Consider the following 23723-nt stretch of genomic DNA (forward strand, 5'->3'; position numbering starts at 1 on the left):
TTTGAATTTTGCATGCAAAATACTTTAGCAGAGCGCCCGACGGTAAACCAAGCGCTGATTTGACCGAAAATGCCGGTGTTTACCCGGCATTCGAGGGGAGATATTCGGGTCGGGCGAGTTGCAGTAGAATCGCGGGAAGCAAGAAGGAAGGACTTTGCATGCAAGATTTGAACGATCTGGAGCATGCCGGCGGCGCGCCGGCACTGCCGAAACTGGAGCGGCAACGGCTGCACGACACCGTGGTCGAGCACCTGCGCAAATTCATCGTGGAAGGCGTGCTCACGCCGGGCATGCGGCTGAACGAGCGCGAGTTGTGCGAGACGCTCGGCATCTCGCGCACGCCGCTGCGCGAGGCATTCAAGGTGCTGGCCGCCGAGGGGCTGCTGGTGCTGTCGCCGAACCGCGGCGCGAGTGTGTACCGGATGAGCGAATCGGAGATCCGCGAGACCTTCGAGCTGATGTCCGGGCTGGAGGCGTTTTCAGGCGAGCTGGCCTGCGAGCGCATCACGCCGGCCGAGCTCGCCGAGATCAAGGCGCTGCATTACTCGATGCTCGCGTGCCGGATGCAGAACGACCTGCCCGGCTACTACAGCCGCAACCAGGAGATCCACGACCGCATCAACGAGGCTGCGCGCAATTCGGCGCTGCGCGGCACGTACCAGTCGATCAACCGGCGGATCATGTCGATGCGGTTTCGCTCGAACCAGCACGTCGAGAAGTGGGATCGCGCGGTGCACGATCACGAGGAGATGATCAAGGCGCTGGAGGCGCGCGACGGCAAGGCGCTCGCGGCGATTCTCAGGCGGCATCTGCTGGAGAAGCGCGACGCGGTGTTGCTGCTGCACGCGGAAGCCGACGCCTGATCGCGCACCGAGTGCGAGCCGTCGTGATGCCGCGCCGGCTCAGAATGCGGTGCGCAGGCCGAGCCCGGCCGAATCGCCGTTTCCGTATCCGCTCGCGCGATCGCGCATGAACGCGACGTAGACGTCGGTCCGTTTCGACAGCCGGTAGTCGTAGCCGAGCGCCCAGGTCGTTCTCGACGGACGGTCGCGGCCGTGGCTTTTCGCGGCCATGACCGACGCGAGCAGCGTGCCGAAGCCGACAGGCACGGCCGCGCCGACCTGCCCGCTGTGCGTGCCGAGCCCGCCGCCGTCGATCGCGTCGTGCACGTACTGGTAGAACGCGGTGAACTTCACGAACTTCAGGTCGTAGCCGATGCCGGCGAGCATGGCGTCCTGCTGCGTGAAGCCGGTCACCGACGCACTCAGGTCCCCCGGCGTGCGGTCGTATTTCGCCTGCTGGAAAGCGAGCGTCGCGCTGAACGCGCGTTGCGGGTCGTAGGTGACGCTGCCGCCCCACTGGTTCGCGCCGGCGTGCCCGGGTTCGTTGCCCGTCGCATAGATCAGGCTCGCCTGCAGCGCGTGGTCGGCGGGCGTCGCATACAGCACCGAATTGCTCCAGCCGTTGTCGCCGACGAGGCCTTGCGCCGAGACGCCCTTGTACATCTGGTTCAGCGCCGGCGAGAAGCCGAACGACGTCGAGAACGGGTTGAAGCGCACGACGGAGATGTAATACGGCGTCGTGTTGCGTCCCGCACGCAGCGCGCCGTACGGCGTCGCGACGCCGACATACGCGTTGCGCCCGAAAAACGTATCGCCGCCGAAGCGGCCGGCGCCGCCGTTCGACGGGCGCATGAACGCTTCGAGCGCGAACTGCAGCGCGTACCCGCCGCCGAGATCCTCGCGGCCGCCGATGCCCCAGAAGCTCGTCGTGAAACCGCCCGAATTCATCGCGTATGCGCGCGGCTTGCCGAGGCTCTTTTGCGTGCCGACATAAACGTCGGCCAGTCCGTACAGCGAGACGGACGACTGGGCCGCGGCGTCGCCGGCGATCGTGCACGCGAGCAGCGATGCGCCGAGGGTCGACAGCAGGCGGTGCCGGCCGGTATTCCGGATTGAATGGACAGGCATACTGATCGAATCGTGTGAAGGAGGCGAAGGCGGGCGGAACGGCTGCCTGCACGCGCGACGCACGTTCAGGCAGCCATGGGGAACGTCAGAACGCGTGCCGGATGCCGGCTCGGCCCACTGCCTGCTTCTGGTTGCCCGACGGATTGAAGCCCGCGATCTGCGCGACCGGCGCATCGCCCGCCGCCTTCTGGAACGCGCCCATCACATAGACGCTCGTGCGCTTGGACAGCGCGTATTCCACGCTCAGGTTGAACTGGTGATACTTCGGCTCCGCGTTCGTCGCGTGGTCGCGGCCCGTCGTGTACGTATAGCCGGTGCCGATCGTCACCGCCGGCGTCGGCGTGACGAGCGCGGACACCTCGTAGTTCTGGAACGTCGCGTCGTGCCCCGCGCTGCCCTGCTGGAAGTTCGTGTTCGTGAAGTCGGCCAGTACCTTCAGCCACTGCACGACCTGGTACGACGCGCCGACGCCGAACACCTTCTGTGCGCGCGCCGCATCGAGGTAGTTGCCGTAGATCGCGTTCGTGAAGCCCGGATAGTTCTGGTAGCCCTGCGTCGATACGCCGGGATTGTTGATCCGCAGATAGCCGATGCCGAAGCCGGCCGGGCCTGCCGCGTAGCTCGCGCCGACGCTGAACGTCGCGTTGTCCGAGAAACGGCCGGGCTGCCCGCCGAACGCGTAGAGGCCGCCGAACGTGACGCCCGCGATCGTCGGGCTGCGGTACTTGACCGCATTCGAGATCGGGAAGCCGTTGTCGGTGTTGTCCATGTCGTTCGGGTGCGCGAAGTAGTAGCCGCCGATGTTGCCGTTCAGCGTGAACGGCTCGACGTAGTCGACGATCGAATCCCACTGGCGGCCGAGCGTGAGCGTGCCGAGCTTCGCATCGTTCAGGCCGACGTACGCGTTGCGCGAGAACGCGAGCCCGCTGCCGAGGCGGCCGGAGTTGATGTCGAAGCCGCTTTCGAGGCGGAAGATCGCGCTCAGGCCGCCGCCGAGATCCTCGGTGCCGCGCACGCCCCAGCGGCTGCCGGCCGTCACGCCCGACGCGAGCTGCACGAGGTGCTTGCCCTGCACGTTCGACACGTAGTCGACGCCGTCCTCGACGATGCCGTACAGCGTGACGCTGCTTTGCGCGTGAGCGGTGGCAGCCGCGGCGAGCGGCAGCGCGAACAGGAGTTTTTTCATGGTGGTGTTCCGGTGCGATGTGGGTAAAGGACGGCGAACGGGGTTGCAGGCGGACATGCGTTGCCCGCGCCGCGATCGGACGACGATCGCGGCGGCGGCAAAAACGGTGAAGCGAACGGGAAGGGGCGTGCCGCGCTCGCTCAGTCGCGATAGGCGCGCAGCAACGTATCGGCGGCCCGGAAGTCGGGCGTGAGCGGGCGGTCGCGCTCGAGGAACGCGACCTTCGCGCGCAGCGCGCGGTACAGCGGCTGCGTGGCTGGCGCGAGCGTGAACGACGGCTGCTTGCGCTGGCGCAGGTCGATCGCCTGCGCGGCTTCGACGAGTTCGAGGCCGAGCAGCGTGTAGCTCGCGTCGATCTGCTGCTGCACGCGCCGTACGACGTCGGGCGCGTTCGTCGCGATGTCCTCGATGCCGCCGGCGACCGGCAGGTAGTCGAGCGACACGGGCATCGCGAGCGACTTCACCGTCATCGCGAGCGCGGTCGGCGGCTTTTCCATCGCGCCGAACGCATGCACGGTTTCCTCGGTGCCGAGGAAGCGTGCGAGGCCGGTGAGGTGCGGGTCGTTCAGCTTGACGATGCGCTGCGCGGACGCGAGCGCGTTGTGGCCGAGCGCGAGCCCGAGCTGTTCGAACGCGAGCACCCACGGCAGCGGCTCGAAGTTCGCGCTCGGCAGCACCGCGCCGCCGCCGTCGACATAACCGGCCGCATCCTGCGCGCGGGCCGACTTCGGCGTGACGCCGACCGCGACACCCGGGTTGTCGTCGCTCGAATTGAGCTGGACCTGCAGCAGCGCGCGCGCTTCGTCGTAGGTGCGATCTTCTTCGCCGAGCAGATAGACGCCGGAACGGAAGCTGAGCGGATCCTGCAGCGGCCGGTCCGGGTCCTTGTTCCACAGGCTGCTGCCCGCGAGCAGCGTGCGCAGCGTCGCGCCGGCGCGCAGCGTGGCCGGGAACGGCCGCAATGCCAGCGTGTCCTCGCGGAACGGCGACACGTTGCCGTTCAGCCCCTGCAGGCTCAACGCGAACACGGCCTTCGACACCCGCGCGAGACGCGCCATGTCGGTGAGCGCCAGCGCGGCCATGCCGGCCGAATAGGCGTTGGAGCTGAGGATCGCGAGCGCGTCCTTGCCGTAAGGACGGATCGTCGCGATGCCGGCCGACTTCAACGCGTCGGCGGCGGCGAGCTTGCGCCCCTGGTAGTACGCGTCGCCTTCGCCGAGCATCGCGAGGCCGACGTGGCTCAGGATCGTGATGTCGGCTTCGCCGATCGAGCCGTCCGCCGGCATCGCCGGCGTGACGCCGCGATTGAGGAACTGCGCGTAGGCGTCGACGATCGCCGGCTGCACGCCGGCGCCGCCGTCGAGCATCGCGTTCAGGCGCGCGGCCATCGCGGCGCGGGCGACGCGCACGCTCATGTCGGGGCCGACGCTGCCCGAGTGCGCGTGGATCAGCCCGATGTTGAAGCGCGTCGACGCGTCGATGACCTCCTGGCTCAGCTTGCCGTGCGCGTCGACCATCTCGCGGTCCTTGTTGAGGCCGACGCCGACCGTCAGCCCGTAGATCTGCTGGCCGGCCGCGGCGGCCTTCAGCAGCACGTCGTGCGCGGCGACGACCCGCTGGCGGGCGGCAGGTGCGATCGACACGGCTTCGCCGTCGGCGATGCGCGCGATCGATTCGGGCGTGACGGAACGGCCGTCGAGCGTGACGTCCGCGAAGGCCGGGACGGCGGCGAAAAGCGCGAGCGCGACCGCGCTCCGCATGAGGAAGCGTTGCATGAAGCAGTTCTCCGAATTCAGGCGTGACGTGACGTGGAAGACAACGCGGCGATCGACGCGAGCGCGATGACGCTTGCGACCATCACATACCAGGCAGGCGCGAACGGGTTGCCGGACCGTTGCGTGAGCCACGCGAGGATCGCGGGCGCGAAGCCGCCGAAGATCGTCGTGGCGATGTTGTAGGACAGCGACATGCCGGTGGCGCGCACGCGGGTCGGGAACAACTCCGACAGGGCGGCGGGCGCGACGCCGGTGAAGATCGCGACCATCACGCAGAACGCGCTCTGCACCACGATCAGCGCCGCGAGCGTGTGGACATCGGCGAGCCAGCGCAGCAGCGGATACACCGACACGAGCATCAGCACCGCGCCGGCCGTGAGGACCGTGCGCCGGCCGAAGCGATCGGACCAGCTGCCCGCGCACACGCAGGTGACGGCCATCAGGCAGTTGCCGACCAGCGATGCGATGAACGCGTCGCGGCCGTCGAAGTGCAGCGCGCGCTGCACGTGCGTCGGCATGTAGATCACCAGCGCATACACGCATACGGCCCACAGCACCGAGAACCCGGTACCGACGACGAGCGCGCGCGGATAGTCGCGCACGACCTGCAGCAGCGGCGTCTTGCGCTCGGCCGGCGCGTGTGCGGCCCGGGCCATCTCCGCGCGGAAATGCGGGGTTTCGTCGAGCGTCTTGCGCAGCCACAGGCCGACCGGCGCGATCGCGAGACCGAGGATGAACGGAATCCGCCAGCCCCAGTCGCCGATCTGTTCGTGCGACAGCGTGAGCGTCACGCCGGTGGCGACCAGCGCGCCGAGAATGTTCGACGCGGCCATGCTCGCCTGCAGCCACGACGCGTAGCGGCCCTTCTTGTCCGCCGGCGCGTGCTCGATCAGGAACGCCGCGGCGCCGCCGACTTCGCCGCCGGCCGAGAAGCCCTGCAGCAGGCGGCCGCACAGGATCAGCAGCGGCGCGCCGATGCCGATCGCGGTGAACGGCGGCGCGAACGCGATGATGCCGGTGCCGGCCGCCATCACGAGGATGGTCAGCGTCAGCGCGGCCTTGCGGCCCGCCCGGTCGCCGTACACGCCGATCGCGAGCGCGCCGAGCGGCCGTGCGATGAAGCCGATCCCGAACGCCATGAACGCCTCGACCAGTTCGGTGCCCGTATCGCCGCGATGGAAGAAGTTCTGCGCGATATACACGGCAAAGAACGCGTAGACGGAAAAGTCGTACCACTCCAGCGCGTTGCCGATCGAGGCCGCGGCGATGGCGCGCCCGGCGCGCGTGGCGGGGGGCGACACGGCCGTGGCCGTGTCGAGGGGAACCGCGGTTTGCTTCACTTCGATCTCCTGTCGTCGTGCGGGACGGAATTACAGCCGGATATGCGGAATCTGCTTGCGTTCCGCTTCGTCGAGCGCTTCTTCGTAGCCGGCGTCCGCATAGCGGATCACGCCGAGCGCGGTGTCGTTGGTCATCGACAGCGTCAGCCGCTCGTTCGCGGCCGCGCTGCCGTCGGCGACGACGGTGATGCCCGCGCTCGTCATGTAGCCGCTGTAGCCGCCGCCGCCCGAATGGATCGCGACGAGATCGGCCATCGACGAACAGCTCATCATCGCGTTGAGCAGCGGCCAGTCGGCCACCGCGTCGGAGCCGTCGCGCAGGTTCTCGGTCATGATGTTCGGGTGCGCCATCGCGCCGGCGTCGAGGTGGTCGCGCGTGAAGGCGATCGGCCCGGCCAGTACGCCGTCGCGCACCATCGCGTTGACCGCGAGCGCGAGCCGCGTGCGCTCGCCGTGGCCGAGCCAGGCGATGCGCGCCGGCAGGCCTTCGAACGGCACGCATTCGCGGGCGCGCCGGATCCAGTTCGTGACGATCCGGTTGTCCGGAAAGTGTTCGAGCAGGTAGTCGTCGATGATGCGGATGTCGTCCGGGTCGTTCGACAGCGCGATCCAGCGGAACGGGCCGATCGCGCGGCAGAACAGCGGGCGCAGGAACGCCTCGGTGAACACCGGAATCTCGAACGCGCGCGCCACGCCGCCGTCCTTCGCATGCGTGCGGATCAGGTTGCCGTTGTCGAACACGATCGCGCCGCGATCCTTGAAGCCGAGCATCGCTTCGACGTGACGCACGATCGAGGCGCGGCTCGCGTCCATCAGCCGGGTGCGATCGCTGTCGCGCAGCGCGCGCACTTCGTCGAGCGTGTAACCCGACGGCACGTAGCCGTACACGAGATCGTGCGCGGCCGTCTGGTCGGTGACGATGTCGGGCACGACGCCGCGCGCGAGGATCGCCGGGAACACGTCGGCCGCGTTGCCGAGCAGGCCGACCGAGATCGGCTCGCGCCGCGCCTGCGCGTCGCGGATCAGGGCGAGCGCCTCGTCGAGATCGCGCGCCTGCCGTTCGAGAAAGCCGATCTGCAGCCGCTTGTCGATGCGCGTCTGGTCGATCTCGACGACGAGCGTCGCCGCGTTCGCCATCCGGCCCGCGAGCGGTTGCGCGCCGCCCATGCCGCCGAGGCCGGCCGTCAGGATGAAGCGGCCGCGCAGGTCGTTGTCGAAGTGGCGCTCCGCGATCCGCGAGAAGATCTCGTAGGTGCCCTGGATCACGCCCTGCGAGCCGATGTACTGCCAGTCGCCGGCCGTGAGCCCGCCCCAGCAGATCAGGTTGCGCCGTTCCAGTTCGTAGAAGTGCTCGGCTTTTGCCCACTGGCCGATCAGGTTGCAGTTCGCCATCACGACGAGCGGCGCGCTCGCATGCGTGCGCAGCAGCGCGACGGGTTTGCCGGACTGGACGACGAGCGTGTGCGCTTCGTCCATCGTCTTCAGCGTGCGCACGATCGCGTCGTGCGACGGCCAGTCGCGCGCCGCGCGGCCGAGCGCCGCATAGACGATCAATTGTTCGGGGTCCTCGCCGACGGCGAGCACGTTCTCGAGCAGGCGCAGCAGCGCTTCCTGGCGCCAGCCCTTGCAGCGCAGCGTATTGCCGGACGTGACTTCGAAGGTACGGGTCGTCTGGTTCACGGTCGTGCCCTCCGTTCAGCGCGCGAGCGCATAGTCGGCGATCGAGATGCCGAGCGCCGCTTCGACGGGCGGATAGACCGCCGGATCGAACACCGACGACGACAGCGGAATGTGCGCCTTCGCGACCCGCAGCACGTGAATCTCCATCCCTTCCTTCAACTGGCCCGCGCTGACGGGGCGGCCTTCGGCATCGAGCGTCGTGATCACGTCCGGGTAGGTGGCGATCCGCTCGCCGTGCGCGTCGTCCACCGCCATGTGTTCGTTCATCACATGGATGACCGCGCGCCGTGCGCCGCCGCCGAGGTAGACGAGGCCGACGTCGAACGCTTCGCGCGTGTATTCGAGCGTATTGCGTTCGACCTTGCCGCTCGCGATGATCTCGCCGTGCGTGGCCGCGCAGATCGCGTCGATCACCGCGCTGCCGCCACGCCGTTCGGCGTCGATGATCGCTTCGCCGAGCGCGAGCGCCCGGCTGATGCCGCCGAGCGCCGCATGCTGGCGGACGTACGACGCGCGAATCGGGTTGCGGCAGCTCGCGATGAAGCCGCCGGCCATGTCGGCCGCCTTGCGCAGCACCGGCGACACTTTCGCGGTCGCGCCGCGCACGACGACTTCCATATACGCATGCCGGGCGCGGTTGCCGCCGGCCGCGGCCTGGATCATCTGCGCCGTGCTCGATGCGAGACCGAGCGAGCCCATGTCACCGGTCGGATGCGCACGGATGTCGCCCACCGCGTCGACCACCTTGGTGCCGAGCAGCGCGGACGGGAGCCACGCGTTCAGCGTGCTCGACATGCCGTTCTGCCCGATGATGAGCCCGGCGAGCGGCGCACCGAGTGCTTCCTGCACGAGCTGCGCGGCCTTCACGTAGTCGGCGCCGAGCATTTGCCAGTCGGTGAGGCCGCCCGGCGCACCAATCGCGGCGGCCGTGGCGATCCATGCGTCGTCCGGCAATTCGTCGATGGTCACCAGTTCGGGGCGGCCGATCGTGACCGCGAGCGTGCCGAGCTCACGGCCGTGGTCGGCCCAGCCGCCGCCGCCGCATGCGAAAACCGAGCCGCCCTTGACGGCGGCTTCGACGTCCTTCGAAGACAGAATGCGTCCCATGTGTCGTTTGTCCTGAGAGGGGAAAAGGGCTGTACGCGCCGGGCTGAAAGCCTTGTGTGGCGGTACTGTCCAAACGATTCTAGGGACGCCGAATATTGAGCGTTATTGCTATTTTATGGAGACTTCATAACGCGATGTTAAGCGTAGGGTAATCCCGGTGACGCTCGAGCGACGGATCGCGAGCGGTGCGATCCGCAGCCGCCGGTTCGACGATGAACGGCAGGCTGGACAACGGTTTCAGCCTGTTCGGGCAACGAAATTCACGCGTTGGCGGAAAGCGCGTGCAGCGTGTCGATGAACTCGTGCGCAAGGCGCGACAGCGGCGCGAGCACGGGGTGCAGCACGCTGACCGGCGCGGCGATGGTGGGCACGATCGGCTTCACGACGATCTGCGGCCACACGGGCCCCGCGACCGTCAGTTCGTCGATCAGCGCGATGCCGGTGCCGGCCTGCGCGAGCGCGCATGCGACGTGCGCCTGCTGCACTTCGATCTTGACCTGCGGCACGAGGCCTTCGTCGCTGAACAGCCGCCGCACCAGTTGCCCGAGCGGAATGTCGCTGCCATAGCCGATCAGCGGCTGGTTCGCGAGATCGCGCACGGCCAGCGTCTTGCGCCGCGCGAACGGATGCGACGCGGGCACGGCCGCGACCATCCGGTTTTCATACAGGCGCTGGCTCTCGACGTTCGGGTGCGTGTCCTGCAGGAACGCGATGCCGAGCTCGACCTGCTGTGTGAGCACGGCCTGCAGCAACACGCTCGGGATCATCGTGTGCAGGATGATCCGCACGTCGGGAAAGCGCGCGTAGAACGCGGCGATCGCGCGCGGCAGCAGCGATTGCCCGAGATTGGGGCTGCACGCGATGCGCAGGTGGCCCATCCGGTTCTCGATCAGGTCTTCCGCGATTTCATTGACGCGCTGCACGCTCTGGTACACCGCATTCACTTCGACGAACAGCCGCTGTGCTTCCGGCGTCGGGTAGAGCCGCCCCTTGATGCGCTCGAACAGCGCGAGGCCGAGCCGCTGCTCGGCATACGAAATGAGCCGCGAGACGGCCGGCTGCGACACGTGCAGCAGCTTCGCGGCGCCGCTGATCGAGCCGGTCAGCATGATGGCGCGAAACACCTCGATCTGGCGCAGGTTCAGACGCACAGCCTTAACTCCATGTTATGTGGGGGTGATAAATCGGCATGAGACATTCTGTCAGAGCGCTGCCTAAACTGCTCGTGATCAAAAATGCAGGAGGTGGAGATGAGCGAATTCGAGCAGGTGGTGCGCGGCCGGTTGGTCGATGCGCGCGAGGTGGTCGACGACGGCTGGCTCGCGATTCGCGACGGGCGGATCGCCGCGCGCGGCGCGGGTGCGCCGCCGGCGGCGCGCGACACGATCGACGCGCGCGGGCAGTGGGTGCTGCCGGGCGTCGTCGACGGGCAGGTGCATGCGGCCAGCCAGGCGAACCAGGAAGGGCTCGGCCATGCGTCGCGCGCGGCGGCCGCGGGCGGCGTGACGGTGATGGTCGACATGCCGTACGACGATCCGGAGCCGGTCGCGTCGCGCGCGCAGCTTGATCGCAAGATCGCGGAAGCCGAGCGCGATTGTCACGTCGACGTCGCGCTGTACGGCACGCTCAACGCGAAGCACGGCCTCGAGGCGGCCGCCGGGCTGATCGACGGCGGTGTATGCGCGTTCAAGTTCTCGACGTTCGAGGCGACGCCCGGCCGGTTCCCGCGTGTCGAGGAGGACGTGCTGTACGACGCGTTCCGGCTGATCGCGCCGTCGGGCCTCGCCTGCGGCGTGCACAACCAGATGCAGGACATGACGCGCAAGAGCGTCGCGCGGATGATCGAGGCCGGCGACACGGGCTGGGACGCGTTCCTGCGCGCGCATCCGCCGTTGATCGAGAACCTCGCGACCGCGCTGATCTACGAGATCGGTGCAGAGACGGGCGCCCGCGCGCATGCGGTGCATGTGTCGACGTCGCGCGGCTTCGAACTGTGCAACATGTTCCGGCAGGCCGGCCATCGCGCGAGTATCGAGACATGCGTGCAGTACCTGATGCTCGATCACGAAACGCATACGAAGCGCTTCGGCGCGAAGACGAAGCACTATCCGCCGATCCGGCCGCGCGCGGAGCAGGAATTGCTGTGGACGCATATCGCGCGCGGCGAGTGCACGTTCGTGTCGTCGGATCACGTGAGCTGGGGGCTCGAACGCAAGGGCGACGCCAACGTGTTCCGCAACGCGTCCGGCGGCCCGGGGCTCGAAACGCTGCTGCCCGCGTTCTGGACCGGCTGTGAGCAGCACGGCGTCGCGCCGACGCGCGTGGCCGAGCTGCTCGCGACGAACCCCGCGCGGCACTTCCTGCTCGACGACCGCAAGGGGTCGCTCGACGTCGGCGCCGACGCGGATTTCGTGATCCTCACGCCCGAACGCTACGCGTTCGATCCGTCGCGCAGCCTGTCCGCCGTGCAGTGGAGCGCGTTCGAGGGCATGGAATTCACGGTGCGCATCGCCGCCACCTACTGTCGCGGCGCGCTCGTGTACGACGGCGAGCGCGTCGTCAATCCGGCAGGGTCGGGCCGCTTCCTGAAGCCGCACGGCAGCCGGTCGATTGCCACACACATGGAGCAGGCATGAATCCGACGGTAGTATTCCCGCCCCTGAACGCCGAGCGCCTGAACGCGCGTGTCGAGCAACTGGCGCGCTTCACGCGGCCCGACGTCCCGTGGACGCGCCGCGCGTTCTCGCCGCTGTTCACGGAAGCGCGCGCATGGCTCGCCGCGCAGTTCGCCGAAGCCGGGCTCGCGGTGTCGATGGACGCGGGCGGGAACCTGATCGGCCGCCGCGCCGGCAGCGGCCGCTGCGCGAAGCCGCTCGTCACGGGGTCGCATTGCGACACGGTCGTCGGCGGCGGCCGCTTCGACGGGATCATCGGCGTGCTGGCCGGCATCGAGGTCGCGCACACGCTGAACGAGCAGGGAATCGTGCTCGACCATCCGTTCGAGGTGATCGACTTCCTGTCCGAGGAGCCGAGCGATTACGGCATTTCGTGCGTCGGCAGTCGCGCGTTGTCCGGCGTGCTCGATGCGGGCATGCTGCGCGCGACCAACGCCGAAGGCGAAACGCTCGCGGAAGCGTTGCGCCGTATCGGCGGCAACCCCGACGCATTGCGCGAACCGCTGCGCGCGCCGGGCAGCACGGCCGCGTTCGTCGAACTGCATATCGAGCAGGGCCCGGTGCTGGAAACGCGCGGCTTGCCGATCGGCGTCGTGACCAACATCGTCGGCATCCGGCGCGTGCTGATCACCGTGACCGGCCAGCCCGATCATGCGGGCACGACGCCGATGGATATCCGCCGCGACGCGCTCGTCGGCGCCGCGCACCTGATCGAGGCCGCGCATGCGCGCGCATCGGCGCTGTCGGGCAACCCTCACTACGTGGTCGCGACGATCGGGCGGATCGCGATGACGCCGAACGTGCCGAACGCGGTGCCGGGGCACGTCGAGCTGATGCTGGAAGTGCGCAGCGACAGCGATGCGGTGCTCGACGACTTCCCCGAGGCGCTGCTGGCCGGTGCGGCCGCGCGGCTCGACGCGTTGCGGCTCGCTGCCCGCGCGGAGCACGTGAGCCGCGCGCGGCCGACCGACTGCCAGCCGCTCGTGATGGACGCGGTCGAGCAGGCGGCCACGCAGCTCGGTTATCCGAGCATGCGGCTGCCGAGCGGTGCGGGGCACGATGCCGTGTATGTTGCGCCGACCGGGCCGATCGGGATGATCTTCATTCCGTGCCTGGGCGGCCGCAGCCATTGCCCGGAGGAGTGGATCGAGCCGCAGCAACTGCTCGACGGCACGCGCGTGCTGTACCAGACGCTCGTCGCGCTCGATCGCTCGCTGGCGAACGCCGGGTAACGGTGGCGAGCGGCGGCGGGCAGCGCCCTTACAGCACCGTCCGCTGCCCCTCTCTCGGGCCGTGCCCGGTCCAGCGCTTGAACGCGCGCCGGAAGTTGTGCGCGTCGCTGAACCCGACTTCGTGCGCGACGTCCTCGATCGACAGCCGCGGATTGCTCAGCAGCGTGAACGCGCGCTTGCGGCGGATCGTGTCGATCACCGTCTGGTACGACACGCCCTGGTCGGCCAGCCTGCGCCGCAGCGTGCGCTCGCTCATGAACAGCTGCGCGGCGATTTCGGCGAGCGTCGGCGTATGGCGCAGGTCGCGCCGCATGATCCGTTCGATCGATTCGAGAAAATCGGTGCCTTCGGGTTCGGGCGGCAGCGCGTCCTGCAGGAATTCGAGCACCTGGCGATGCGCGAGCGGATCGTGCGTCGCGATCGCGCGGCTGCCGAGCGACGCGTCGCACGACAGCAGGTTCTGCTCCTGCTCGAAGCGCACCGGGCAGGAGAATACGCGCGCGTACTGCTCCGCATAGGCGGGCGGCGGGTAGCTGAGATCGATGACCTTCGGCTGGAACGCGGGGCCCGCGAGCGAGCGCCCGATCTTCATGAAGCTGCCGAACGCTTCCTCGACGAGGAACGCCTCGATGTCCGGCTCGAGGAACACGTTGGTCGCGCGGATCGACAGCGTGCGCGCGTCCGACACCAGGTCGAAGCGCATCAGCGGCCCCGTGTGGCGCTGCAATTCGAGGCCGACGGTGATCGCATCCTTCAGCGTGGGGCTCGTCAGCATCGCGTAGCCGACCAGCCCGATCGACGCGATCGTCTCGCTCGTCCCGAGTTCGAGGCCGAGCGCGCGCCCCGGCGCCATCTCGAGCGCGCGCCGGATCATCGTGCTCGCCTGGCGCAGCGAGATCCGGCACGACGGATTCGACAGATCCGCGACGTCGAAGCCGAGCCCGAGGCATAGCCGGGTGGGGTCGATGCCCAGTTCCTTGCTTGTCTCCGTGAGGCACCGCAGTAAATGGACCGGCAGATTCGCCGTCGTATAACGGGCGGTATCGTCCATGAACGCTCCGTGTTTTTTTCCACGGATTGTACTCGTCCCGCCCGGCCGGGGTGCCGCCCCGGCCGTTATCGGCCACATGCCACGCGGCCCCGCTTCAGAAGTAGTGGCGCAGGCCGACCGTCGCGCCGAGCTGCGTGGTGCTCGTGCTCGGCGCCTGCCCGTTCACGCCGACGAGTTGCGCGCCCACCAGCCCGCCGCGATAGATCGCGTAGTCGACTTCCGCGTAGAGCATGCTGCGCTTCGACAGGTTGTAGCCGGCGATCACCTGGAACTGGCGCGCGCGGCCGTCGAAATCCGACGTGTAGCCGGACTGCTGGGTCCACCACGCATTGACGGCCGCCGTGAACGCCGATGTGAAGCGGTAGGTCAGCCCGGCGAGCGCCATCTTGCGGCGGCGGAACCCGCCGGGCGTCGTCGGATCGACCACCTGCGTGGGCGAGATGATGCCGAGGCCCGCGAGATCGGTCGGGCTGAACGGGCCGTTCTCGAACGACGTGAAGTCGTTGTCGCGCGCGTTCTCGATATAACCGGCATTGACGGTCGCGTTGCCGATCGTCACCGAGCCGCCGCCCGTGTAGATGTCGAATTTCGCGTGCGTGACGTCGTCCCAGCTTCGCATGAACGATGCGCCGACCGTGAACGGCCCCTTGTCCGGCGCGTACGCGACGGCCGCGCCGAGCTGGCTGCCGAGCACGCCGCCGCCCGCGTGGCCGCCCGGCGCGTACTGTGCGAGCAGGTACAGGCTGCCGAGCTGCGCGCCGTACTGGATCATGTTGCTGGTGCGCGCGCCCGCGAGCATCGTCTGCTCCGGCTTGAACAGGTTGAAGTACGGGTCCTGCGGGCCGGCCCACAGGTTCGAGCCGAAGGTCAGCGACACCATCTCGAACGGCACGTTGTACTGGCGCCCGAGCGCGAGCTGGCCGAGCGACGTCGACGTGAGCCCCACGTACGCGACCTGGAAGAAGTTCGGCGAGCCGGCCGGCACGATGGCGCCGCTGTTGGGGCCGAAGTGGCTTTCCACGTTGAACTGCGCGGACAGCCCGCCGCCCAGGTCCTCGTTGCCCTTGAGGCCCCAGTAGCTTTCGGTCAGGCCGCCGCCGTCGGCCATCGAGATCTTGCGGCCGGTCGACACCGGCGTGCCGTCGGCGCCGTAGGACACGCCGTGCGTTTCGTAGCGGATGCCCGCGTCGATCACGCCGTACAGCGTCACGTTGCTTTGCGCGTACGCGCCGGACCAGGCCAGGACCATCAACGCGCAGCACGCCGCGCGAATGCTATCGGGACGATTCATTCCGGACTCCGCATGGAATAGTGGAACAGGCGGCTTCGCACCGCCGGAAACGAATGTAGAAAGCCAAATTTGCACGGGCCAAGGTCGCGGCGGCCAATCTCGTGGTGCGTCGCGGCCACCCGATGGCGCAGTGCGGTCAGGGCGACGCGCGGGCCACGGCGGCCTCCGCCGGGCGGCGTAGCGCGAGCCGCACGAACGGCGCGGCGGCCAGCACGGCCACGCACAGCACGTGCGCGACGTGCGTGCCGCCGAAGCGGTCGAGCAGCGCGCCGGACAGCGCGGTGCCGATGCCGGCCGCGAAGAACGTGACGACGAGCGTGCGCGCGACGAGCGAGCCGTCCGGGTCGACGTCGGACAGCATGCCGGTGAGGAACGGCACGATCACGAAGAACGCGCTGTTCAGCACGAACTGGCTCAGGAAGTACGCGCTGCCGCCGCGCGCGCCGAAGAACCATTCGATCGATCCGATCATCGCGAGCTGCGCGGCCCAGATCAGCACGAGGCGGTGCTTGTGGCTGGCCGGATGCGACGGGATCGCCGCGCCGACGAAACCGAGCAGCGACGACACCGACAGCAGCACGCCGATCGTCGTGGCCGACAGCCCGGCGCGCATGCCGACGAAACCGGCGATCGCCCATTGCGACGCCTGCACGCCGTAGACGAGCGCGGTCACGACCCAGATCGCGACGACCGGCCGCCACGGCAGCGCGTGGCCGCGCGCGCGGGCCTGCGACTGCGCGCTCGCGAATGCGCCGATGCCGCGGATCGCGGGCGCCAGCACGGCGACGACGGCCGCCAGCAGCGCGAAGACCCAGCGCCCGAGCCACGCGGCCGGCAATGCGGAGATCAGCACGAGGATGCCGCCGTTGATGCCGCCCGCGAGCAGGTTGATTTGCCCCCACAGGCGGTCGGTCGACGCGCGCTGCGACACGCCGGACGCGACCACGACGAACAGCATCCCTTCGAACAGCCCCGTCATGCCGCGCGCGACGGCCGCGGATGCCATGCCGGGCGCGACCGCGCTGAGCGCCTGGCCCGCGATCGCGCCGATCAGGCCGGCCAGCGTGAACGGCCGCGCGGCGCGCGCGATCCGGTGCGACAGCAGCGCGCAACTGATCGCGATACCGAGGATCTCGGCGCTGACGAGCGCGGTCGCCATGCCTTCGTCGAGCCGGAAGCGCGTCATCACCGCCGCGACGAGGAACGGCGACAGGATCAGCCCGTTGGTGGCCGCCGCGAATGCGAGCGCGAGGCGGACGACCGCACCGGTCGACGGGTCGGGGCGCGACTGCGCGGCCAGGTGCAGGGTGGCGGTGCTCATGAGGCCTCCTGGTTGGATCGCGGCCGATCTTGCGCGATGCCGGCCGTTTCGTGCATCGGGTGTGTCCCGCGGCCGGCGGGCGCGGCGGCGGTGGCGCGCCCGCCCTGCCGGATGCCGAACAGCGTGCGCAAGTACGGCGTCAGGAAGCGGCCGTGCGGGTCCATCCGTTCGCGCAGCGCGAGGAAATCGTCCCAGTGCGGATAACACGCCGCGAGTTCGGCGGCTTTCAGCGCATGCACCTTGCCCCAGTGCGGCCGCCCGCCGTGATTGCGGCAGATCGCCTGCACGCCCGAGAAGTACGCATCGAACGGCATCCCGCGATACTGGTGCGCCGAGATGCGCACGCTGTCGCGCCCGTAGTCGGGGCTCAGCCAGATGTCGTCGCCGCGCACCCAGCGGTATTCGATCGGGAACATCAGCGGGAAGCTGCGGCGCGCGATGAACGCGCGGATTTCGCGCAGCGCGTCGGCGCCGCGCTCGGCCGGCACCGACCATTCCATTTCGTTGAAGCGCACGCGGCGCACCGTCGACAGCATCGCGTAGCTCGCGTCGACGTGCCGGCCGGCCGACACGGTCGATGCGCACAGCCGGCTCAGCGCCGGGCACAGCGACGGCACGCGCTTGCCCAGCCCGCACAGCGCGCCGAACACGGTGTTCTCGAGGAACGACTCAGATGCACGGCTCGCCCAGTGCACGCTGTCGGCCGGCTCGTCGGTGAGGTCCCACGCCTTCGTCAGCACGGTATCCGTATGCGGGAACCAGTAGAACTCGAACGAGCGGTGGCGCGCGATCAGCGCGTCCGCTTGCGCGAGGCAGTCGTCCAGCTGCATGCCGCCGCGCTCGAGGCGCAGGTTGAACGCGGGCACGAGGCGCAGGCCGATCTCGGTCAGCACGCCGAGCGCGCCGAGCCCGATCCGGCCGCCCGCGAACAGCTCGGGATGCGTGTCGGCCGTCGCGCGGATCTCGCTGCCGTCCGCGCACATGAAGGTCAGGCTGTCGATCTGCGTCGCCAGGTTGCCGAGCGTGATGCCGGTGCCGTGCGTGCCGGTGCTGGTCGCGCCGGCGATCGACTGCACGTTGATGTCGCCGAGGTTCTCCATCGCGAGGCCGTGCGCGGCGAGCGCGGGGCCCAGCGCCCACAGCCGCGTGCCGGCATGCACGCGCGCGACGCGCCGGTCGCGATCGACGTCGATCACGCCCTGCATCGCGTCGAGCGACAGGATCACGTCGTCGGTCTGCACGAGCGGCGAGAACGAATGACCCGCGCCGGCCGCGCGCACGGTTGCGCCGGCCGCCGCCGCGTCGCGCAGCACGGCCGCGAGCGCCGCGCGCGACGTCGGCGTCGATACGGTTGCATCAGGACTGCAGACATATCCCGACCAGTTTCGCCACATGGCGTTGTCTCCCTGGTTATCGTTTGAATGATTTGAACGGTTTGAACGACGGGCCGTGCGGCCCGCTAGAAGAAGCTTTTGCCTTCGCCGCGATAGGTGGGCGCCTCGTCGACCACGCGGCCGCCGCGAATCAGCAGCAGCGTGTTGAAGCGTTCGCACAGCTCGCCGGCCTTCGCGTGACGGAACAGGATCGGTTCGCCGATCCTTGGCGAGAAGCCGTGCGGCACGCGCACGGGCGTCTGTACTTCGCCCGCGCCTTCGTTGCCGATCAGCGTGCAGCCGGCCGGCAGCCACGGCCGCGGCAGGCGGCTCTTGCCGGCCGGGCCGGACGCGATGTACCCGCCGCCCGCGCAGGTCACGATGCCCGGCTGCGGAATCCGCGCGACCGGCAGCGCGAAGCCGGCGGCCGGCTGCACGTGAAAGGCCGCGTAGTGATCGAACAGCGCTGGCGCGTAGAGGCCGGAGCCGGCCGCGAGCTCGGTGACGGACGCGTCGTCGAGCGTGCTCTCGAAGCTGCCGGTGCCGCCGCCGTTCACGAAGCGCAGCGTGTGGCCGGCCGCTGCGAGCGCCTGCACGGCCGCGTGGCGGCGCGCATTGATTTCGCGGGCCGAGCGCCGTTTCAGGTGGCGCACCAGCGCGTTGCGCGCGCCGCCGCCCGGCGCGGTATCCGCGACGCCCGCGATCTGCCCTTCGTAACCCATCAGCCCGTCGAGCCGCACGTGCTGCCGCTGGCCGATGCGGTTCGCGAGCGCGAGCGCGCCTGCGGCATCGCGCACGGGCGAGCGGTACATGCCGAAGTACAGGCCCGGATACGCCGACGACATGTCGAGATCGATCGCGAGCGGGATCGTCACGCGTTCGTCGCGCGCGATGCGGTCGATCGCGTCGACCTGCGCATCGTCGTCGACCATCAGCGTGATCGAGCGGCCCTGCCGGAGTTGTGCGGCCACCGCGCGCAGGTCGTCGGGTTCGACGGTCGGATACGCGACGACGATGTCGTCGAAGCCGCCTTGCGCGAGCCACGCGGCTTCTGCCGCTGAATAGCACAGCAGCCCCTGCATGAACGGGCCGGCGGCCAGCACCGCGCCGATCAGTTCGCGCGAGCGGACCGACTTCGTCGCGAGCCGGATCGGCATGCCGCGCGCGCGGCGCTTCAGGTCGGCGAGATTGGCGTCGAGGCAATCGAGATCGACGAACGCGGCGGGCAGTCGGCGGCCCGCGAGTGCGTCGCGGTAGGTCGGGTAATCGTGGACGGCGGTGGGTGCGCGATGCGGGAGGTCTGCACGGCTCATGGGGCGGGCTCGGCTGGGTCGGGGTGCGTCGCGCCGACCGTTCGGCGCGTGTCGGAAATCAGCATAGGGCTCGCCAAAATGCCGACCAAGCGCTGAGCGGGTCGTTCGACGGGTCCGATCCGGCCATCCGTATCGGCCATGCGGATGGCCGTCCGTCGTCCGATGCGCGGCTGGTTCGCTGTTTGCTTGGCGTCGCGACGCATGTGATGCGTGCCGACGCGAACCGCCGCCGGACGGGCGTGGCGCGCGAGGCCGCGCGTTCGCGTGTGCAGCGGCGAAATGCGTTTCAAACGTTTCGCCGGGCATCACCGCAGCGCGCAGGTTTAGTGCCTGCGTTCTAGCGACGCTTTTGACTGCGTGCCGGATTCGACCTAGAACCTACTCGCGGATGCACCGGCGAAGAACGGCATGACGTGACGAGGAGGGGACGTGAAGAAGAACAGGGCACTCTGGCGGCGCACGGGCGCGATCGCGGCGATCGGCGTGGCCGTCGCGATCTGGCGATACGAATCGGCGACGCCGGCGCAGGCTGCTTCATCCGGCATGCCGGGCGCGACGGCGAGCACGCAGCTTGCCGCTGCCGATGCGTTCGGCAGCGGCCCCGCGACACCCGGCCCCGAGGAGCGGCGGCTCGATGTCGACGCGCTGCGCCGCAGCCTCGCGGGGCGTCCCGATGCGGATGCCGAAGTGAAGCGCATCGTCGCGTTCGCGCGTTTTCGCGACGAGGTCGCCGTTTACGGCAATGGCCGCAACAGCCTGCCGCAAGCCGAGCGCAGCGCGCTCGCGCGCCGGATTCTCGACGAGCTGCCCGACCATGTCGCGCGCAACGAGATCGTGCCCGTGCAGGCCGAAGCGCTCAGCGCCGCGCTGCTGACCGACACCGAAGCCGATCCGGCGACGCGCGGCGCGGCGATTCGGTCGATGCGCGCGCAATGGGACGCATATGCGCAGCAGACGGTCGGCCCGTCGCCCGCGCAGGACCCGCGCTACCTCACCTACGAGCAGCAGAGCCGCGACGTGGTCCGCCAGGTGCAGGCGAGCATTGCCGATCCCGACCAGCAACAGACCGTCATCGCGCAGCGCCTGCAGGCGCTGCGTGTCCAGCTGTTCGACGGCGCTTCACCGTCCGGCGCGCACTGAGCGCCGAATCCGCGACGCCGGGCCGATGCCCGGCGGCCGCGTCATGTCCATGGACCAGGAGGGGAAATGTCATCAGCACGATGCCTGCTGCGCGTCGCCGTCGCCACGCTGCTCGGTTGCGCGGCACTGAACGGCCATGCCGCCGATACGACGGCGCCGGACCCGTCGATTCCGTATTACTCGTGGTACGAAGTGACGTTGCCGGAGAGCAGCGGCGCGTCGTGCGGCAACGGCACGCCGATGCGCTTCTACGTCAATCGCGCGCAGTCCGACAACCTGCTGTACATGATGGAGCCCGGCGGCGCGTGCTGGGACTACGGCACCTGCACGCAGACGTCCACCGGCGCGGAGGCCGGCCTCGGCGGCTTCAACCCGGACGGCATCCCGCACAACTACATGAACGGCACCGCGAACGAGAGCCTGCTGTCGTCGTTCCTGTCGCCGCTGCTGACGCGCATGGATCTCGCGCACATCCTCGTCGGCGAGCCGAAGGTCGAGACGCAGCAGTGGACACAGGTTTTCGTGCCCTATTGCACCGGAGATATCCACATGGGCAGCGCGGTGCGCAACTACACGTCGCCGAACGGCGACTGGCGCCTGCAGCACTACAGCGGCCTGAAGAACATCCAGGCCGTCGCGCAATGGCTGGTGTCGCACGGCTTGGGCAAGCCGAGCCGGCTGCTCGTGTACGGGATGAGCGCGGGCGGCTACGGCACGCTCGCGAACTACGCGACGCTGCGCAACACGCTGCAGCCGCAGGCGCATAGCTCGCTGCTCGACGATGCCGGCACCGTGTTCAACACGCCGTTCGATGCGGATGCGGCTACGCATCCGTCGGTCGGCCTGTACGACAAGGTGCGCACCGAGTGGGGGATGACCGGCCCCGACGGGATGATCACCGTGAACAGCCGGCTCACCAGCAAGTTCGATCCGGGCAACATGGGAAGCGCGTATGCGGCGCTGTCGGCGACTTACCCGCACGATCGCTTCGGCTTCTCGAGCTACCAGCGCGACAAGATCATCGCGGCCTATCACTACCGCGCATTCGTGCCGGCCGTGATGGCGGCGCCCGACGACGCGACGAAGGATTCGCTGTCGCTCGCGATGTTCGCGACGGAACTGGACGGGCTGAAGCAGACGCTGAACCCGCTGCCGAACTTCGGCTACTTCATGCCGTGGGCGCGCAACGACTTCATCGCCAACCATCAGGTGACGGCGGTCAGCTTCACCGGGTCGGGGATCCACGAGAACGGCATCGATGCCGATATCGGCACGTTCGTCGACAACCTGCTGAACCAGCAGGACCCGGCCGATACGCCGGTGATGAAGGCATTCCGCACGCAGCAGTGGTCGGATTTCACGTTCTCGACGTTTCTCGCGTGGATCGACAGCGTGTTCAACCTGACAGGTGAAGCGGGGCCGATCTCGGGGCACAAGGCGTGACCGTACGGCTGGCTTGAGAGGGTGTCGGCGGCGCGGCGTGCCATGCCGCGCCGCCGTTTCGTTCATGGGTGAGGCGCGCCCGGCGTCGTGCGGGAAGCGCGTGCGCTTAAAACGGATCGTCGTCGAAGTGGGACGATGCGTGCTGACGCTTCACGTCTTTCAGCCAGTCCCTGACTTTTTCCGGATCGTCGAATTCGCGCAGCGCCACGCTCAGGTCGTGGTTGCTGCGCTGCATGCCGGCAATGTCGCGCGTGAGCATGCGCACGACGGTGTCGGGCGCCACCTTGACCGACGGCGCGATGCCGTAAGTCCGCCGGAAACCGGTCTCGACGTGCACGATCTCCTGGTCCAGCTCGCGAAGCTGGTCTTCCAGGATGCCGTTGTAGCGCGTCAGCCGTTCTTCGCCGAGGCCGTCGATCGCGCGCCGGTCGATCTGCTCGATCTCCAGCTGCAGCTCCAGCAGTTGCAGGAGATTGCCCTTCGCATAAGCCAGGTTGACCCGCTGCATCAGCACGGTCTTGCGTTCCTGTTCCCGGGGATCGGTTTCGCGATCGGGGTGCAGCGCGCTGGCGAGCTTGCGGTAGACCTCGCGGATCGACCGGCTCGATTCGGCCTGCTCGGCTTCGCGTTTGGCCTGCGCGGCCGATTGCTTCGGCGCCTTCTTGCGTTTCGCGCGCTGCGCCTCGCGGGCCTCGTGGGCGGCCATGTCGCGCCTGAACTGTTCGTCCTGCTCGGCCTGCATGCGCGCGGCGAGTTCGTCGGGCGACAGCGAGTCGAGATCGTCGGCCGCTTCGACGCGGGGGGCCGGTTCCGGTGCCGGTTTCGCCGGCTCGGGGGCGGCGGCTGCCTTGTCGTCGTAGCCGGTTGCGCGATGCCGGTCGTAGATGCCTTTCAGTTGCGCGTCGTCGCTGACGTCGAGCAGGTTGCGCGCCATGCCGGCGATCAGCTCGGACAGCGTGCGCTGCTCGGCCTTGCTCAACCCTTTCTGCAGGAACGCGTCGTCGAGCCGATGGAGCAGTTCGATCCGCAGCGCCGTCGACGCCTGTTCGAGCGGCAACAGTCCGTCGACGAATTTTTTCTGGAAGGCCGGCATGACGGCTTCCCACGCGCCGAGACGCTCGCGCCGCTTTTCGATTTCCTTGACGAGCGTATTGAACGTCTTCTGGGCTTTCGACAGGCTGGCTGTCTCGTGGCTGGGCGCGATGACGACCGCGGCACCGCGACGTGCGGTCATGATGAATGTCCTCCGGCCGCGGCAGGACGCGCGGCAGGCCGGTATTTTAGCCGGATGTCCCGTGCGGCGGCCCGGAACGGGCGTGCTCCGCCGACGTGGCCGGCGGCGCGTTACTGCTTCACTGCCGTCACCGCCGGCGCGCCCGAATCCGTGCCCGGCGCGCCGTTCGACCCGTAGGCGGCTTCGGCGCTCTTGCGTTCGGCGAGGCGCTTGGCCGCCAGGCGTTCCTGCGCGGCGACGATGTCGCCCGGATAGTTGTCGCCGTCGCCGGCCACCGGCTCGTAGCCGACCGATTCGAGGTCGAGCAATTCCTGGCGAACCTGTGCGCGCGTGAGCGTCGAGTGCGACGACTGCGCGTACGACGCGGCCGGTGCGGCAAGGAGAGCGGTGGCGGTAGCGGCGACGGCGGCAATGGTGACGATGATGGATTTCACGGTTTCCTCAGACGGTTTCGTTGCGGTTCTGCCCGCACATGCCTGGCTGAACCGACGAGACAAGTTTAGGAACCCGGAGCGGCCGGATATAGGGCGATTCCTGGCCAGCAGTGTTCCAGAATGCGTCAGAGTGGGCGGCGCGGGGCGATGCCGGCGTC

The 23723-nt window shown here is 68.8% G+C and carries 20 protein-coding genes; 5 read left to right on the forward strand and 15 right to left on the reverse strand.

Features of this window, described 5'->3' with window-relative positions; all coding sequences use genetic code 11:
• Positions 1-158 precede the first annotated feature (158 nt).
• The gene (locus BBJ41_RS28510) at positions 159-863 is read left to right on the forward strand and encodes a GntR family transcriptional regulator (protein ID WP_069749537.1); all 705 of its coding nucleotides are present in this window, start codon (positions 159-161) and stop codon (positions 861-863) included.
• Positions 864-902: 39 nt separating this feature from the next.
• On the opposite strand, the gene BBJ41_RS28515 is transcribed toward BBJ41_RS28510, so the two are convergent.
• The 7 genes from BBJ41_RS28515 to BBJ41_RS28545 form a co-directional block, all read right to left on the reverse strand.
• Positions 903-1970: a porin gene (locus BBJ41_RS28515; protein WP_069749538.1), complete on the reverse strand. Its 1068-nt coding sequence runs from the start codon at positions 1968-1970 to the stop codon at positions 903-905.
• An 85-nt stretch (positions 1971-2055) separates the two neighbouring features.
• Complete coding sequence (locus BBJ41_RS28520; RefSeq protein ID WP_069749539.1) at positions 2056-3156, reverse strand: porin; 1101 nt, start codon at positions 3154-3156, stop codon at positions 2056-2058.
• A gap of 140 nt (positions 3157-3296) precedes the next feature.
• Positions 3297-4931: an HAL/PAL/TAL family ammonia-lyase gene (locus tag BBJ41_RS28525; RefSeq protein WP_069749540.1), complete on the reverse strand. Its 1635-nt coding sequence runs from the start codon at positions 4929-4931 to the stop codon at positions 3297-3299.
• Positions 4932-4948: 17 nt separating this feature from the next.
• Complete coding sequence (locus BBJ41_RS28530; RefSeq protein WP_069749541.1) at positions 4949-6271, reverse strand: MFS transporter; 1323 nt, start codon at positions 6269-6271, stop codon at positions 4949-4951.
• Between the two features lie 30 nt (positions 6272-6301).
• Entirely contained in the window at positions 6302-7951 is a 1650-nt protein-coding gene (locus BBJ41_RS28535) for a urocanate hydratase (RefSeq protein WP_069749542.1), read from the reverse strand.
• Between the two features lie 15 nt (positions 7952-7966).
• Positions 7967-9058: a DUF917 domain-containing protein gene (locus tag BBJ41_RS28540; RefSeq protein WP_069749543.1), complete on the reverse strand. Its 1092-nt coding sequence runs from the start codon at positions 9056-9058 to the stop codon at positions 7967-7969.
• A 260-nt stretch (positions 9059-9318) separates the two neighbouring features.
• Positions 9319-10209, reverse strand: a complete 891-nt coding sequence (locus tag BBJ41_RS28545) for a LysR family transcriptional regulator (protein ID WP_069749544.1) — start codon at positions 10207-10209, stop codon at positions 9319-9321.
• Between the two features lie 99 nt (positions 10210-10308).
• On the opposite strand from BBJ41_RS28545, the gene BBJ41_RS28550 reads away from it, so the two are divergent.
• Both BBJ41_RS28550 and BBJ41_RS28555 read left to right on the forward strand, forming a co-directional pair.
• Positions 10309-11694 (forward strand): dihydroorotase, encoded by a 1386-nt coding sequence (locus BBJ41_RS28550; protein WP_069750412.1) that lies wholly within the window; start codon positions 10309-10311, stop codon positions 11692-11694.
• Positions 11691-12965 (forward strand): Zn-dependent hydrolase, encoded by a 1275-nt coding sequence (locus BBJ41_RS28555; RefSeq protein ID WP_069749545.1) that lies wholly within the window; start codon positions 11691-11693, stop codon positions 12963-12965. The genes BBJ41_RS28550 and BBJ41_RS28555 overlap by 4 nt, the downstream gene beginning before the upstream one ends.
• A gap of 28 nt (positions 12966-12993) precedes the next feature.
• Here the strand turns inward: BBJ41_RS28555 and BBJ41_RS28560 are convergent, their stop codons facing one another.
• The 6 genes from BBJ41_RS28560 to BBJ41_RS40705 form a co-directional block, all read right to left on the reverse strand.
• Positions 12994-14016 carry an AraC family transcriptional regulator gene (locus tag BBJ41_RS28560; RefSeq protein WP_069749546.1) on the reverse strand — a complete coding sequence of 341 codons (1023 nt, stop codon included), beginning with the start codon at positions 14014-14016 and terminating at the stop codon, positions 12994-12996.
• A 94-nt stretch (positions 14017-14110) separates the two neighbouring features.
• Positions 14111-15307 (reverse strand): porin, encoded by a 1197-nt coding sequence (locus tag BBJ41_RS28565; RefSeq protein WP_069749547.1) that lies wholly within the window; start codon positions 15305-15307, stop codon positions 14111-14113.
• Between the two features lie 136 nt (positions 15308-15443).
• The gene (locus BBJ41_RS28570; RefSeq protein ID WP_069749548.1) at positions 15444-16628 is read right to left on the reverse strand and encodes an MFS transporter; all 1185 of its coding nucleotides are present in this window, start codon (positions 16626-16628) and stop codon (positions 15444-15446) included.
• Entirely contained in the window at positions 16625-18022 is a 1398-nt protein-coding gene (locus tag BBJ41_RS28575) for a D-arabinono-1,4-lactone oxidase (RefSeq protein WP_069749549.1), read from the reverse strand. The genes BBJ41_RS28570 and BBJ41_RS28575 overlap by 4 nt, the downstream gene beginning before the upstream one ends.
• Before the next feature lie 65 nt (positions 18023-18087).
• Positions 18088-19314 carry an amino acid deaminase/aldolase gene (locus BBJ41_RS28580; RefSeq protein WP_069749550.1) on the reverse strand — a complete coding sequence of 409 codons (1227 nt, stop codon included), beginning with the start codon at positions 19312-19314 and terminating at the stop codon, positions 18088-18090.
• Entirely contained in the window at positions 19311-19604 is a 294-nt protein-coding gene (locus tag BBJ41_RS40705; protein WP_156814885.1) for a hypothetical protein, read from the reverse strand. The genes BBJ41_RS28580 and BBJ41_RS40705 overlap by 4 nt, the downstream gene beginning before the upstream one ends.
• Positions 19605-19743: 139 nt before the next feature.
• Here BBJ41_RS40705 and plcR point away from each other — a divergent pair, with 139 nt between their 5' ends.
• Positions 19744-20454, forward strand: coding sequence for a phospholipase C accessory protein PlcR (gene plcR, locus BBJ41_RS28585; protein WP_069749551.1), 711 nt, complete (start codon positions 19744-19746; stop codon positions 20452-20454).
• Between the two features lie 66 nt (positions 20455-20520).
• The gene (locus BBJ41_RS28590; protein ID WP_069749552.1) at positions 20521-21897 is read left to right on the forward strand and encodes a pectin acetylesterase-family hydrolase; all 1377 of its coding nucleotides are present in this window, start codon (positions 20521-20523) and stop codon (positions 21895-21897) included.
• A gap of 106 nt (positions 21898-22003) precedes the next feature.
• Here the strand turns inward: BBJ41_RS28590 and BBJ41_RS28595 are convergent, their stop codons facing one another.
• Both BBJ41_RS28595 and BBJ41_RS28600 read right to left on the reverse strand, forming a co-directional pair.
• A complete protein-coding gene (locus BBJ41_RS28595) occupies positions 22004-23131 on the reverse strand; it encodes a J domain-containing protein (protein ID WP_069749553.1) in 1128 nt (375 codons plus the stop codon).
• Positions 23132-23241: 110 nt separating this feature from the next.
• Positions 23242-23565 (reverse strand): DUF4148 domain-containing protein, encoded by a 324-nt coding sequence (locus tag BBJ41_RS28600; RefSeq protein WP_069749554.1) that lies wholly within the window; start codon positions 23563-23565, stop codon positions 23242-23244.
• Between the last annotated feature and the right edge of the window lie 158 nt (positions 23566-23723).

Origin of the sequence: Burkholderia stabilis (assembly GCF_001742165.1) — a bacterium.
In the GTDB taxonomy this organism is placed as follows: domain Bacteria; phylum Pseudomonadota; class Gammaproteobacteria; order Burkholderiales; family Burkholderiaceae; genus Burkholderia; species Burkholderia stabilis.

Coding starts and splice junctions, on each gene's coding strand:
- BBJ41_RS28510 (WP_069749537.1), top strand. CDS start 159: ATGCAAGATTTGAACGATCTGGAGCATGCCGGCGGCGCGCCGGCACTG.
- BBJ41_RS28515 (WP_069749538.1), bottom strand. CDS start 1,970: ATGCCTGTCCATTCAATCCGGAATACCGGCCGGCACCGCCTGCTGTCG.
- BBJ41_RS28520 (WP_069749539.1), bottom strand. CDS start 3,156: ATGAAAAAACTCCTGTTCGCGCTGCCGCTCGCCGCGGCTGCCACCGCT.
- BBJ41_RS28525 (WP_069749540.1), bottom strand. CDS start 4,931: ATGCAACGCTTCCTCATGCGGAGCGCGGTCGCGCTCGCGCTTTTCGCC.
- BBJ41_RS28540 (WP_069749543.1), bottom strand. CDS start 9,058: ATGGGACGCATTCTGTCTTCGAAGGACGTCGAAGCCGCCGTCAAGGGC.
- BBJ41_RS28550 (WP_069750412.1), top strand. CDS start 10,309: ATGAGCGAATTCGAGCAGGTGGTGCGCGGCCGGTTGGTCGATGCGCGC.
- BBJ41_RS28555 (WP_069749545.1), top strand. CDS start 11,691: ATGAATCCGACGGTAGTATTCCCGCCCCTGAACGCCGAGCGCCTGAAC.
- BBJ41_RS28560 (WP_069749546.1), bottom strand. CDS start 14,016: ATGGACGATACCGCCCGTTATACGACGGCGAATCTGCCGGTCCATTTA.
- BBJ41_RS28565 (WP_069749547.1), bottom strand. CDS start 15,307: ATGAATCGTCCCGATAGCATTCGCGCGGCGTGCTGCGCGTTGATGGTC.
- BBJ41_RS28570 (WP_069749548.1), bottom strand. CDS start 16,628: ATGAGCACCGCCACCCTGCACCTGGCCGCGCAGTCGCGCCCCGACCCG.
- BBJ41_RS28575 (WP_069749549.1), bottom strand. CDS start 18,022: ATGTGGCGAAACTGGTCGGGATATGTCTGCAGTCCTGATGCAACCGTA.
- BBJ41_RS28580 (WP_069749550.1), bottom strand. CDS start 19,314: ATGAGCCGTGCAGACCTCCCGCATCGCGCACCCACCGCCGTCCACGAT.
- BBJ41_RS28590 (WP_069749552.1), top strand. CDS start 20,521: ATGTCATCAGCACGATGCCTGCTGCGCGTCGCCGTCGCCACGCTGCTC.
- BBJ41_RS28595 (WP_069749553.1), bottom strand. CDS start 23,131: ATGACCGCACGTCGCGGTGCCGCGGTCGTCATCGCGCCCAGCCACGAG.